The sequence below is a fragment of the Paenarthrobacter sp. GQ52 genome, assembly GCF_059759005.1.
On sequence record NZ_JCAXEJ010000007.1, the window covers coordinates 59,906 to 72,901 of the forward strand.

General features: G+C 63.6%; 10 protein-coding genes. 6 read left to right on the forward strand and 4 right to left on the reverse strand.

The window, feature by feature from the left end; all coding sequences use genetic code 11:
- From AC6CH8_RS11505 to purU, 4 genes are read left to right on the forward strand one after another with little or no spacing between them, the layout of a single operon-like run.
- Positions 1 to 2,946 carry a sarcosine oxidase subunit alpha family protein gene (locus AC6CH8_RS11505; RefSeq protein ID WP_498190612.1) on the forward strand — a complete coding sequence of 982 codons (2,946 nt, stop codon included), beginning with the start codon at positions 1 to 3 and terminating at the stop codon, positions 2,944 to 2,946.
- Entirely contained in the window at positions 2,939 to 3,577 is a 639-nt protein-coding gene (locus AC6CH8_RS11510) for a sarcosine oxidase subunit gamma (RefSeq protein ID WP_498190614.1), read from the forward strand. Before AC6CH8_RS11505 ends, AC6CH8_RS11510 begins: the two co-directional genes overlap by 8 nt.
- Positions 3,577 to 4,968, forward strand: coding sequence for an L-serine ammonia-lyase (locus tag AC6CH8_RS11515; protein ID WP_091463615.1), 1,392 nt, complete (start codon positions 3,577 to 3,579; stop codon positions 4,966 to 4,968). Before AC6CH8_RS11510 ends, AC6CH8_RS11515 begins: the two co-directional genes overlap by 1 nt.
- Positions 4,969 to 4,970: 2 nt before the next feature.
- Complete coding sequence (gene purU, locus AC6CH8_RS11520) at positions 4,971 to 5,870, forward strand: formyltetrahydrofolate deformylase (RefSeq protein ID WP_498190616.1); 900 nt, start codon at positions 4,971 to 4,973, stop codon at positions 5,868 to 5,870.
- Positions 5,871 to 5,963: 93 nt separating this feature from the next.
- Here purU and AC6CH8_RS11525 read toward each other — a convergent pair whose 3' ends face one another.
- Positions 5,964 to 7,445 (reverse strand): PucR family transcriptional regulator, encoded by a 1,482-nt coding sequence (locus AC6CH8_RS11525; protein WP_498190618.1) that lies wholly within the window; start codon positions 7,443 to 7,445, stop codon positions 5,964 to 5,966.
- Between the two features lie 108 nt (positions 7,446 to 7,553).
- Between AC6CH8_RS11525 and AC6CH8_RS11530 the strand changes: the two genes are divergently transcribed.
- Positions 7,554 to 9,089 carry a purine-cytosine permease family protein gene (locus AC6CH8_RS11530; RefSeq protein ID WP_498190619.1) on the forward strand — a complete coding sequence of 512 codons (1,536 nt, stop codon included), beginning with the start codon at positions 7,554 to 7,556 and terminating at the stop codon, positions 9,087 to 9,089.
- Positions 9,086 to 10,033 carry a polysaccharide deacetylase family protein gene (locus AC6CH8_RS11535; protein WP_498190621.1) on the forward strand — a complete coding sequence of 316 codons (948 nt, stop codon included), beginning with the start codon at positions 9,086 to 9,088 and terminating at the stop codon, positions 10,031 to 10,033. Before AC6CH8_RS11530 ends, AC6CH8_RS11535 begins: the two co-directional genes overlap by 4 nt.
- Positions 10,034 to 10,117: 84 nt before the next feature.
- Here AC6CH8_RS11535 and AC6CH8_RS11540 read toward each other — a convergent pair whose 3' ends face one another.
- From AC6CH8_RS11540 to AC6CH8_RS11550, 3 genes are all read right to left on the reverse strand, one after another.
- Positions 10,118 to 10,621, reverse strand: a complete 504-nt coding sequence (locus AC6CH8_RS11540; RefSeq protein WP_091463635.1) for a DUF456 domain-containing protein — start codon at positions 10,619 to 10,621, stop codon at positions 10,118 to 10,120.
- Between the two features lie 123 nt (positions 10,622 to 10,744).
- The gene (locus tag AC6CH8_RS11545) at positions 10,745 to 11,935 is read right to left on the reverse strand and encodes an NAD(P)-dependent malic enzyme (protein WP_179016759.1); all 1,191 of its coding nucleotides are present in this window, start codon (positions 11,933 to 11,935) and stop codon (positions 10,745 to 10,747) included.
- A gap of 276 nt (positions 11,936 to 12,211) precedes the next feature.
- A complete protein-coding gene (locus AC6CH8_RS11550) occupies positions 12,212 to 12,823 on the reverse strand; it encodes a TetR/AcrR family transcriptional regulator (protein WP_091463639.1) in 612 nt (203 codons plus the stop codon).
- Between the last annotated feature and the right edge of the window lie 173 nt (positions 12,824 to 12,996).

Sequence of the window (12,996 nt, forward strand, 5' to 3'; positions counted from 1 at the left end):
GTGACCAGCAAGAACGCACGCCTCGCCACCGGCGGACGCATTGATCGCAGCATCTCTTGGCGCTTCACCGTGGACGGTCAGGAATTCACTGGTCACCCGGGCGACACCATCGCATCGGCGCTGCTGGCCAACGGCCACATCAACGCCGGCAACTCACTCTATGAGGACCGACCCCGCGGCATCATGGCGGCCGGCGTGGAAGAGTCCAACGCCTTGGTCAAGATCGCTCCCCGCTTCCGCGGACATGTCGCCGAGTCCATGCTTCCCGCCACCGCAGTGTCGTTGGTGGACGGCATGAACATTGAGCTCCTGTCCGGCCTGGGCAAACTGGATCCCAACGAGGACAAGGCCGAGTACGACAAGAAGTACGTCCACACCGACGTCCTGGTGGTCGGCGGCGGTATCGCCGGCCTGGCTGCAGCACGCGAAGCAGTCCGCACCGGCGCCCGCGTCATCCTGATCGACGACCAGCCCGAACTTGGCGGCGCACTGCTCTCCGGTTCCACCGCCCCGGAATTGGCAGAACAGATCGAAGGCAAGCCGGCCCTGGAATGGGTTGCTGACGTGGAAGCCGAGCTGGTTTCCGCCGGCGAATGCACGGTGCTGAACCGCACCACCGCATTCGGCTCCTATGACTCCAACTACTTCATTGCAGCCCAGAACCGCACGGACCACTTGAGCGTTCCCGCAGCTTCGGGTGTCTCCCGCCAGCGTATTTGGCACATCCGTGCCAAGCAGGTTGTCCTGGCACCGGGCGCCCACGAGCGTCCCCTGGTGTTCGAGAACAATGACCGTCCGGGGATCATGCTCGCCTCGGCCGCCCGCACCTACCTGAACCGTTACGCCGTGGCAGCCGGTTCGCGAGTGGTCATCAGCACCACCAACGACTCCGCTTACGCTCTTGCCTCGGACCTGAAGGCGGCAGGCGTGGCGGTTGCCGCCGTCGTCGATGCCCGTCCGCAGATCAGCGCGAAGGCTGCCGCCGCCGTCGAGTCCGGTATCCGGGTCCTCATCGGCAGTGCCGTGGCTGACACTTCCGCAGACGGAAACGGCCGTCTGGACGGCGTCACCATCCGCAGTATCAACGACGACGGCGAACTCACCTCGGGCGTCGAACAGCTGGCTGCCGACCTGCTTGCAGTTTCCGGCGGCTGGAGCCCGGTGGTTCACCTCCACAGCCAGCGCCAGGGCAAGCTGCGTTGGGATGACGAGCTCGCAGCGTTCATTCCCACCGCTCCTGTAAGGGACCAGCACGTTGTGGGCGCAGGCCGTGGCAGCTTCGAACTCCAGGATTGCCTGGCAGAGGGCATCTCGGCGGGAGCAGCAGCGTCCATCGCGGCCGGTTTCGAATCCGCCACTACTCCCGTAGAGCTACAGGCACCCGTGGCCAGCGCACCGAGCCGCCAGCTCTGGCTGGTTCCCGGCCAGACCGGCGAACCGGGCGAGTGGCACCATCACTTCGTCGACTTCCAGCGCGACCAGTCCGTGGCCGATGTCCTCCGCTCCACTGGAGCAGGCATGCGGTCCGTGGAACACGTCAAGCGGTACACCTCCATCAGCACGGCCAACGATCAGGGCAAGACGTCCGGCGTCAACGCGATCGGCGTCATCGCCGCAGCGCTGAAGTTCGGCGGAGCCGAGAACATCCCGGGCGTCGGTGAGATCGGAACCACCGCTTACCGTGCTCCCTTCACGCCCGTGGCTTTCGCAGCATTGGCCGGCCGTCAGCGAGGCGAGCTGTTTGATCCCGCCCGAGTGACCTCCATCCACCCGTGGCACGTCGCCCAAGGCGCACTGTTCGAAGACGTTGGACAGTGGAAGCGCCCTTGGTACTACCCGCAGGCCGGGGAAGACATGGACACGGCTGTCCTGCGCGAATGCGCCGCCGTCCGCGATTCCGTGGGCTTCATGGACGCCACCACGCTGGGCAAGATCGAAATCCGTGGCAAGGATGCCGGCGAATTCCTGAACCGTGTGTACACCAACGCGTTCAAGAAGCTCGCACCGGGATCCGCCCGCTACGGCGTCATGTGCACCCCGGACGGCATGATCTTCGACGACGGCGTGACCCTCCGCCTGGACGATGACCGCTACTTCATGACCACCACCACCGGCGGCGCAGCCAAGGTGCTGGACTGGTTGGAAGAGTGGCACCAGACGGAGTGGCCGGAACTCGATGTGGTCTGCACGTCCGTCACCGAACAGTGGAGCACCATCGCCGTTGTTGGCCCGAAGTCCCGCGCCGTGATCGCCAAGGTTGCTCCCCAGCTCGCCGAAAACGGTGGCTTGGATGCTGAAGCCTTCCCGTTCATGACATTCCGCGAGACCACGCTGGTTTCCGGAGTTCAGGCTCGTGTTTGCCGCATCTCCTTCTCCGGCGAACTGGCGTACGAGATCAACATCCCGTCCTGGTATGGGCTCAACACGTGGGAAGCCGTCGCTGCCGCAGGCGCCGAGTTCAACATCACCCCTTACGGCACTGAAACCATGCACGTTCTCCGCGCCGAGAAGGGCTACCCGATTGTCGGGCAGGATACCGATGGCACGGTCACACCGCAGGACGCCGGCATGGACTGGATCGTCTCCAAGGCCAAGGACTTCATCGGCAAGCGCTCCTACCTCCGCCAGGACGCAAGCCGTGAGGACCGCAAGCACCTGGTCAGCGTGCTTCCCGTGGACCACTCCCTGAGGTTGCCGGAAGGCACGCAGCTCGTGGAAAAGGGCATTCCGGTCAACCCGGCTCACGGACCCGTTCCCATGGAGGGCTTCGTGACCTCCAGCTACCACAGCGCCGCATTGGGCCGTTCCTTCGCCCTGGCACTCATTCAAAACGGCCGCAACCGCATCGGCGAGACCCTGGTGGCCTCGTTGGGAGACCAACTGGTGGACGTGGTTGTTGGCGAAACCGTACTTTTCGATGCTGAAGGGACCCGCAAAGATGGCTGAAACAGCAACACCATCAGAAACAGTCAACCGCGTCCGGGGCGCCCGCCGCAGCCCGGCCGAACACCTGGCTGAGGCCTTCACCTCCGGCTCCGTGCCGGGCACGGTGACGCTCACCGAAATCCCGTACCAGGCCATGGTGGGGATCAGGGTTCACCCAGCGTCCGACGCCGGTGCCCGCGTTGCGTCCGTGACCGGCGGCTTGCCTGCCACGTGCGGTGACGTGGCGGGGACGGGTTCCGTGAACACCCTGTGGCTGGGCCCCACCGAGTTCATGGTGGTGGCCCCGGAGGAAGCCCACGATTCGCTGGGCGGATCCTTGGTCAGCGATCTGACCGCCGCCCTGGGCAATGACGTCGGCCAGGTGGTGGACTTGTCCGCCAACCGCACCACGTTCGAGCTCTCCGGTAGCCACGCCCGCGCAGTGCTGGAAAAGACCTGCGCATTAGACCTCCACCCTCGCGTCTTCAAGGCCGGCACCGCTGTCTCCACAGAGCTCGCGCACATTCCGGTGATGCTCTGGAAGACCTCGGACGAGTCCTACCGGATCTTTCCCAGGGCCTCGTTTGCCGACTTCCTGGGACGCTGGCTCCTCGACGCCATGCGGGAGTACGCCTCACCAGAGGTCCCCTAATGGCACTAAGTGTGCTTGACCTGTTTTCTGTTGGCATCGGGCCGTCTTCTTCACACACGGTAGGCCCCATGCGTGCGGCAAAGCAGTTCACGGACGGTCTCGAATCGTCCGGCCAGCTCCCGGCTACGGTGCGCGTCCAGGCTGAGCTTTTCGGCTCCCTGGGCGCCACCGGCCGGGGCCACGGCTCAGACAAGGCTGTGGTTCTGGGGCTGCAAGGCCACTCCCCGGAAACCGTGAATACCCACACCGCGGATGACCAGGTGGCAGCCGCAGCGCTCGACGCGGAACTTCGATTGGGCGGCAACCACCGGGTGGACTTCAACTGGGACGAGGACGTGGTCCTGCACCGCCGCAAGTCTTTGCCGGCACACCCCAACGGCATGACGTTCCGCGCTCTGGACCACACGGGCACCGTGCTGCGGGAACGCAGCTACTACTCCATTGGGGGCGGCTTCGTGGTGGACGGGGACGTCTCCGGAGCAGACAAAGTGGTAGCCGATGACACCGTCCTGCCCTACCCCTTCACCACTGCCGACGAACTGCTGGCCATCTGCCTCCGGGAAGGCAAGTCGATCTCGGACATCATGCTGGCCAACGAACTCGTATGGCGTTCTGAGGAAGAGCTCCGCGAACGGCTGCTGGGCATCTGGGCCGTCATGCAGGAATGCGTTGACAACGGCTGCTCTGCCGAGGGAATCCTGCCGGGAGGCCTGAAGGTCAGGCGACGGGCGCCGTCGTTGTTCAAGAAGCTCTCCGAAACTGACGCAGACCTGAACGGTGCGCACTCTGCCGATCCACTCCTCGCCATGGAATGGGTGAACCTGTTTGCCCTGGCTGTGAACGAGGAGAACGCCGCGGGCGGCAGGATCGTCACAGCACCCACCAATGGTGCCGCCGGAATTGTCCCGGCAGTGCTGCACTATTACACAAAGTTTGTTCCAGGAGCCAACGACGACGGTGTCGTGCGCTTCCTGCTGGCGGCGGCCGCCGTCGGAATCCTGTTCAAAATCAACGCGTCCATCTCAGGCGCCGAGGTGGGCTGCCAAGGTGAGGTGGGTTCTGCCTGCTCCATGGCCGCCGCCGGTCTCTGCGAAGTCCTCGGCGGAACGCCCGCACAAGTGGAAAATGCCGCCGAAGTGGGCATCGAGCACAACCTGGGCCTCACCTGCGATCCCGTGGGCGGGCTGGTGCAAATCCCTTGCATCGAGCGCAACGCGATCGCCAGCGTCAAGGCCATCAACGCCGCCCGCCTTGCCCTGCACGGCGACGGCAGCCACAAAGTGTCCCTGGACAAAGCCATCAAGACCATGCGCGAAACAGGCGCAGACATGAAATCCAAATACAAGGAGACCTCCCGTGGAGGCCTCGCCGTCAACGTAGTGGAGTGCTAGCCATGACTGCCATCCAAACTGAAACAACCGTCGATTCCTCTCCAGAGACCACAGTGGAGCACGTGCTCACCCTCGACTGTCCCGAAGGTCCCGGAATCGTTCACGCTGTGTCCGGCTTCCTGCTGGAACACGGCTGCGACATCATCGACAACAAGCAGTTCGGTGATCGCGCTGAGGGCCACTTCTTCATGCGGGTCCACTTCGCGTCGACCGGTGACGAATCCACTGTTGACGAGCTTCGTTCTGCGTTTTCTCCCGTTGGCGAGAAGTACGACATGAACTGGCAGCTGGAGCAACAGGGCTACAAGCGCCGTGTGCTGATCATGGTCTCCAAATTTGGGCACTGCTTGAATGACCTCTTGTTCCGCGCACGAATCGGAGAGCTCCCCATCGATGTGGTGGGCGTCGTCTCCAACCACACAGACCACCAGGGTTTGGCGGAGTGGCACGGCATTCCGTTCTTCCACGTCCCTGTCACTGCTGCCACCAAGCCCGCGGCCGAGGGCCGCCTGCTGGAGATCATCGACGAACTGGACGTGGAACTCATTGTCCTGGCCCGGTACATGCAGGTCCTCAGCGACGATCTGGCACGCAAGCTGGATGGCCGCGCCATCAACATCCACCACTCGTTCCTGCCTAGCTTCAAGGGCGCCAAGCCCTACCACCAGGCGTACGCGCGTGGAGTGAAAACTGTGGGCGCCACCGCCCACTACGTCAACGGCGAGTTGGACGAAGGTCCCATCATCGCCCAGCAGGTAGTGGAAGTGGACCACACGTTCGGGCCGGACGATCTCGTAGCCGCCGGCCGGGACACCGAATGCAAGGCCCTCAGCAACGCTGTTCGCTGGCACTGCGAGGGGCGGATCATCCTGAATGGGAACAGGACGATCGTGCTGAAGTAGGGCCCTGCAAGCACCCATTTCGATGGTTCCCTGCGCAGACGCTGTTGCGAACGGCGGTGTGTGCAGGGAACCATCGAATTGGCGTTTAGGGACCTACAACCGAGCCAGTCGCGTTGCCAGATGCAGCGCAGCCAGCCTGCCGGTTCCCCGCGGATCCCCGCCACACAGTTCAAAGATCCGTTGGAGCCTGTGATGCAGGGACTGCCTTTCCAGGTGCAGTTCTCTCGCAGCCTGGGCAGTGTTGCACCCGGTATCCAGCCAGACGGCCAGGGTCCGCATCAGTTCGGACTTCTTCAAGCGATCATGCTCGACGACGGCACCCAGCTGCCGCTGTACGAACCCTTCACACGTGGCCGGGTCCAGCGACTCTTGGGCAAGGAGCTCCACGGCCAGCGTGTCAGCGTCCACGACACCGCCGCCGCCGCCGGCCGAGGGCAAATCCAGCGCGCGACGCGCCTCAGCCAAGGACCACGGCGCCTCACCGATTCCCCTGCCCAAAGGTCCGACGGCCACCAAGGACCCAGCCGGCACCTCCAGCTGACGCAGTGATTCCATAAGCGCACGCCGGGTGGCCGCCCCATCCCCCGCCGCACCTCCGGCCAACGACGCGAGTGCGATCAGTTCCGCATTGTTGGCGTAGCTGGCGCTGTGCGGCACACCTTCACGAAGCAGCGCGTCCACTGCCGGACGAAGATGCCCGGCGCCGGTTGACCGAATCACTACCGCCGCCACCGCGCCCTTGACTGGGAATCCCGAGGCCGGTCCTAGCTGCTGCAGCTGCCACTGCTGGCTCCCGGAATTGATGGCACGCATGAGCTCGATGCCCGCCAACTCCTTCAGCCCGGGCGGCATGCGTTGCAGCAACGCCAGCCCCAGGATGTCCACGGAACGTTCGCCCGCCACCCGCGCGAGGCCGCCATCGCCGTCGTCGGGCATGTGCAGTTCAAGTCTCGCGGCGAGGACGCCGCGCACCGGCACATCCACCGTGGTGACGGTGCCACGGTCGTCGAACGATCCGGCGGCGCCCAGGGTGAGGCCCGACGGCGAGACCAGCCTGGCGCCGGCACCTGTCCTTTCGGACAAAACAGCCAGGAGTTGGTCGAGCCCGCCCCCGTGGGCAAGTTCGGCGGCCATCGCGTGGCTGGCCTGGTCGCCGCGCTGAAGGTGCTCCACGGATTCGCTCACCAAGAGCGAATTGATCTCCTGCATGATTCCCACGAACGGGACCACCTGGCGTAGCTCTATGACCGGCAAGCCGGCGGCCTCGGCAACCTCCAGCATGCTCGCCGGAGCTTCCGGCAGTGCCGGACCAGTCTCCAGGGCCAACGCGGCGACCCCGCGGGCGGCCAGTTCGCGAACGTAGTCGGCTTGCCGCTCGGCAGTGACGCCGGCGAGAGCCTGGCCTCCACTCAGCAACAACTCGCCGCCACTGAGGAGCGGTGCGATGTCCAATACCTCGCTGGAGTGCACCCAACGGACGGGCCGGTTCAGCGCTTCCGGCACGTTATTAAGGAACCGGGGTTCTGCGGATTTGAGACTTTGGCACTCCAAAGCCGCACCCAACTCTATGGACATGACACTCCGTATGGTTGTTCGGCATTTGCTTATACACATCGTATCTTGTTGCTGTGATGCGGGGCACATACGCTGAAAGAGTCCCTTTCAAACACGGAGGCTCTCCCCATGCAAGACAACCTCTCCCCTGCGCCTTCAAGCCCATCGCAGTCAGGTCCGGCAACGGCGCCGGGTCATGACAGCGAAGCCTGGCTTCAGCCCATCCCCGAAGCAGACCGTACCCGCAAAGTCTCCGGACAATTCTGGATCTGGGCGGGCGCCAACCTCGCACCTATCAACTGGGTGCTCGGCGCCCTTGGCATCCACCTCGGCCTCGGTTTCGCTGACACAGTGATCGTCCTGGTCCTGGGTAACCTGATCGGCATGCTGCTGTTCGGCTGCTTCGTTCTCCTTGGCCAGAAGACCGGCGCCACTGGCATGGTGCTCGCCCGCGCCGCTTTCGGTCGTCAAGGCAACTACCTCCCGGCCGCCATCCAAGCCCTGCTGGTGATCGGTTGGTGCGCAGTCAACACCTGGATCATCCTGGACCTGGTCATGGCCCTATTCGGAACCCTTGGCTGGGTGGATCCCGACGCCAAGAACTACGCCTGGAAGATCGGCGTCGCCACGGCCATCATGGCAGCGCAGGTTGCCATCGCCTGGTTCGGCTACAAGGCCATTGCAGCCTTTGAGAAGTGGACGGTCCCGCCCACCATCATCATTCTGGCCGTCATGTCTTGCGTGGCATGGTTCGGCATGAAGATCGACTGGGGCTATGCAGGACCCGCAGGCAACATCCTCGAGGGGTCCGAGCGCATCGCCGCCATGAGCGCCGTGATGACCGCCATCGGCATCGGCTGGGGCATTACCTGGTTCACGTACGCCGCCGACTACTCCCGCTTCGTCAGCACTTCGGTTCCCAAGCGCAGGGTCTACCTCGCCTCGGTTCTCGGCCAGTTCATCCCCGTAGTGTGGCTAGGCGTCCTCGGCGCAAGCCTGGCCACCAACAGCGGCGAGATCGACCCCGGAAAACTGATCGTCCAGAACTTCGGCGTCCTGGCCCTCCCCGTCCTCCTCATGGTGCTGCACGGCCCCATCGCCACCAACATCCTGAACATCTACACCTTCTCCGTGGCCACCCAAGCCCTGGACATCAAGATCAGTCGCCGCAAACTCAACCTGTTTGTCGGTGTCTTCTCGCTGATTGCCGTCGTATTCTTCATCTTCCAGGAGGACTTCGCCGCGGTGCTCGACGCCTGGCTCATCGGGCTGGTCGCCTGGGTGGCCGCCTGGGGTGGCGTCATGCTGGTGCACTACTTCTGGCTGGAAAAGCGCTGGCCCGCCAAGGTTGACCGTCTCTTCGATGCCGTGGGAACGCACCGCCTGCCCGTCATCAACTGGGCCGGAATCGTGTCCCTCCTGGTGGGGATCTTTTCCACCTGGCTGTTCATGTACGGACTGGTTCCTGCCATGCAAGGCCCCATCGCCGTGGCCCTCGGCGGCTGGGACCTCTCGTGGCTGGCTGGTGGCCTCACCAGCGCTGCGAGTTACGCAGTCCTCGGCCCGCGGGCACACAAGAAATACCTTCTAGCGGATTCGAACCACGTCTCCGTCATGCAGCCGGCCGCGCCCGCTCCCGTAGTTTCCGAAAGGACCACAGCATGAACCAGCCCGCTTTCGCTGATTCGCTCCACCCGATCACGTGGCCGCAGGGCTACCAAGCTGCAGCGTCCTTCACTTTCGACGTCGACGCGGAGTCCTGCACCATCGCGCACGATCCTTCCAGCACCCGGCGCATGTCCCTCATGAGCCACCAGTCGTATGGCCCCAAGATCGCGGTGCCGCGCTTGCTTCAGATCCTGGACCGCCAGGACATCAAGGGGACGTTCTTCGTTCCGGGCTTCACGGCGGAAAGCTACCCGGATGTCGTCCGCAGGATCGCTGATGCAGGGCACGAAGTCGCCCACCACGGCTACCTTCACGAGCCAATGCAGGGCATCGACGCTGCAACCGAGGCCAGTTACCTGGACCGGGGACTCGAGGCTCTGGCCAACGTCGCGGGGATCCGGCCGGTTGGTTATCGGGCACCTTGGTGGGAGTTGAATTGGCAGTCGCCCGCACTCCTTGCGGACCGTGGCTTCCTCTATGATTCAAGCCTGCTCGACGGCGATGCCCCCTACCGCATGGCGGTCGCCGAAGGCGACTCCCGGGACATCGTGGAGATCCCCGTGGACTGGGCATTGGATGACTGGGAGCAGTACGGGTTCTACCCGGGAGTCACCGGCAGCGGGGTCATCGAGAGCCCGGCCAAGGCGCTGGAAATGTGGACCCTCGAAGCTCAGGCCCACCACTCCCAGGGCAGCTGCTTCGTCCTGACCAACCACCCGTTCATTTCAGGCCGACCGTCCCGTGCCGTCGCCTTGGAGCAGCTGATCGAGAGGGTCAAGGACCTGGACGGCATGTGGGTCACCACGCTGGCTGAGATTGCGCAGCACACCAAGGACACCGTGCAGGAAATCCACACCCACGCGCGCATCGAGGTTCCATTGTTCCCGGGAGCCGGCGCAAGCTTCCGCCCCGCGCAGGTCCACGCCCCCGCGCACCACTAGCCCTCCCGCCGAGATGGCAGCTCACCCCCATGTTGAACCGCAACATGGGGGTGAGCTGCCATCTCGGCGGAGGTTTTATGAGGTTTAACCGTTCACGGCGTTGATCCAGACGCCGATGATCCACGTACTGGCCGCAGCACAAGCGAGTCCGAACTCCACCAGGATGCCGATGCCGGTCGCTTTTAGCGCAGCGCCGCTCGAACGCACAGCTGCACGGAAGTCACGGGTCCGCTGGACTTCACTGAGGAGAAGTCCGACGGCGAACCCAACAAAGAGCCCCACCACGGGAATGACGAACATTCCCACAACACCCAGGACCACGCCGATCAGCACAGACCTGTTGGGGATACCGTGCTGTTTCAGTTTCCTTCCGGTGAGCACGGCACTAGCCGCCATTCCCGCCACCACGAACACCATTCCGACGGCGAAGATCACCCAGCCGAGCGGACCTGCACCTCCCCAGATGGCCCAAGCCAGCAGGCTCGCGCCAATGAGGATGCTCCCGGGAAGTACGGGAATGATGGTTCCGGCGACACCTACCGCAATGGCCAGGCCGCACAGGATGGTCACGATAAGTTCGGCATTCATGGCCCCAAGTCTATGGGCCCGCTTGGCCGGCCAGCGGCGCAGCCAGACCGGCTTAACCACAAACGACGGCGACGCTCCCCAGCAGGGGAAGCGTCGCCGTCGTTGGTTCGAAGTCGGTAACCGCTATTCAGTCACTGCGGCAGCGACTGCCGCGGTGACGGCCGGCGCCACTCGGGCGTCCAGCGGGCTCGGCACGATGTAATCCGCCGAGAGGTCTTCTGCGGCCAGTTCAGCGATGGCGTTGGCTGCGGCGATCTTCATGGCCGGCGTGATGCGGCGGGCCTTGGCGTCGAGTGCGCCGCGGAAGATGCCGGGGAAGGCCAGCACATTGTTGATCTGGTTCGGGAAGTCGCTGCGGCCGGTGGCAACTACTGCTGCATACTTCCGGGCAACCTCGGGAAGAACTTCCGGGTCCGGGTTGGACAGGGCGAACACGATCGACTGGTCGTTCATCAGCTTCAGGTGTTCTTCATCCAGCTTGGAAGAGGAGACGCCCACAAAGACGTCGGCACCCGTCAGACCCTCACCCGGACCACCGGTGATGCCGCGCGGGTTGGTCCGCTGGGCCATACGGGCCTTGACGCTTCCGGGGTCGGCCACGAGGTCGGCACGGTCAGCGTTGACCACGCCCTTGGAGTCGAGCAGGATGACGTCCTTGATGCCAACAGCAAGGAGAATCTCGGCAATGGCGATGCCTGCCGCACCTGCGCCCGATACAACAACCTTAAGGCCGGAGAGTTCGCGCTGAGTCACCTTGGCAGCATTGGTCAGGGCGGCAAGAACCACCACGGCGGTGCCGTGCTGGTCATCGTGCATGACCGGGCAGTCCAAGGCTTCGATCAGGCGCTCTTCGAGTTCGAAGCAGCGCGGAGCCGAGATGTCCTCAAGGTTCACGGCGCCGAAGCTCGGGCGGAGACGGACCAGGGTCTCGATGATCTCGTCCACGTCGGTGGTGTTGAGCACCAGCGGAATGGAGTCGAGATCGCCGAAGGACTTGAACAGGGCCGACTTTCCCTCCATGACCGGCAATGAGGCGCTGGGGCCAATGTTGCCAAGACCCAGAACGGCAGTGCCATCGCTGACCACAACAACCAGGCGTTCAGCCCAGGTGTGCGTGCGGGCAAGTTCGGGGTTGGCGTGGATCGCGCGGCTGACCTGGGCGACGCCCGGGGTGTATGCGATGGAAAGGTCCCGCTTGTTATTGAGCGGAACGGTGCTGGAGATGGTCAGCTTGCCGCCTTCGTGTGCCGCGAAGATCTCTTCTTCGCTCAGTACCAGGGCGTCGTTATCAGTTGCAATTGTCTCAATGGACACGTCTTTGTCTCCTCAGGCTAGCCGTGAACCCACGGCACGATTCGGGCAGGAACAGAACTGCTGGTGCGGACCAAGGGTGACTGGTCCGGCATTGCTTCTGCAGATAGGGGGCTGCTAGCCGCTTCGGTGTTTCCAGCCTAGGGAAGCGCCGAGGGTACAAGATTCAATACCTAGAGAGACGATTCGAGAGTAAAACGTTCAACCAGCTATAAATGTGATCTACGTCATTCCAAAAAACGTGTTCTTACGCCATGCCGGTCTAGACCAGCAGGACTTTCACTCCTCGCCAGTGAGGAGCGTGCACGCTTTCTTGAGATCCTTCTCGGCCTCAAACAGAGATAGCCTGCGACAGCGGACGGCTTGTACCAACCCGCTCACCAGGTGCAACAGGATCCGGGCCCTGACGGCGTCCTTCCCGGGGTCCCTGCTCAGCGACCCAACCACTTCCTCGGACAGGGCATCTATTTCCCGCAGTAGCTGCGCAGTGTCATCGTCCTTGCCCGCGGGCCGGATGAGGCAGTGTTCCACTCCCGGCTGCATGACCCTCAGATGGAAAATCTCCATCATCAAACCGGCGAGGGCGTGGCCTTTGCCTTCCCGCAGTCGGACGCCGTCGCGGAGTTCCCGCAGCTGCTGCCGATAGACGGCCAGCATGAGGTGGGCAGTAGAGGGAAAGTAGCGGTAGAGCGTGCCAAGTGGAATGTCAGCGCGGGCGGCAACGTCAGACAAGCTCAAGGTATCGAATTGCCGCTGGGCAAATCCTTCGGCAGTCTTCAGGATGCGGGCATAGCGCAGCTGCTGCCGCGGCGTGGTGGGTGCGGCAGCCATACGGGGCAGCCCCGTGGTCAGGTCAAGGGAGTAGGGTTCCAGTGAGTTTGATGCGGGCATTTCCGGCGATCTCTTGGCAGGCTGACAAGGAAACGGCCGGCTGGGTCAAGGACCGCGGCTGGCCGATCGCATCAATGATACGGGAGCAAAATGACCGTTTGCTGAGAGCTCCCTTAGCGCCCATGAGCCACGCCGTTCCCGGCTATCTACCCTGCAAACACATAAACTTCATG

Bases quoted from the DNA above. Each gene is read 5' to 3' on its own strand.
- AC6CH8_RS11510 (WP_498190614.1), top strand. From the start codon at position 2,939: ATGGCTGAAACAGCAACACCATCAGAAACAGTCAACCGCGTCCGGGGC.
- AC6CH8_RS11515 (WP_091463615.1), top strand. From the start codon at position 3,577: ATGGCACTAAGTGTGCTTGACCTGTTTTCTGTTGGCATCGGGCCGTCT.
- purU (WP_498190616.1), top strand. From the start codon at position 4,971: ATGACTGCCATCCAAACTGAAACAACCGTCGATTCCTCTCCAGAGACC.
- AC6CH8_RS11525 (WP_498190618.1), bottom strand. From the start codon at position 7,445: ATGTCCATAGAGTTGGGTGCGGCTTTGGAGTGCCAAAGTCTCAAATCC.
- AC6CH8_RS11530 (WP_498190619.1), top strand. From the start codon at position 7,554: ATGCAAGACAACCTCTCCCCTGCGCCTTCAAGCCCATCGCAGTCAGGT.
- AC6CH8_RS11535 (WP_498190621.1), top strand. From the start codon at position 9,086: ATGAACCAGCCCGCTTTCGCTGATTCGCTCCACCCGATCACGTGGCCG.
- AC6CH8_RS11540 (WP_091463635.1), bottom strand. From the start codon at position 10,621: ATGAATGCCGAACTTATCGTGACCATCCTGTGCGGCCTGGCCATTGCG.
- AC6CH8_RS11550 (WP_091463639.1), bottom strand. From the start codon at position 12,823: ATGCCCGCATCAAACTCACTGGAACCCTACTCCCTTGACCTGACCACG.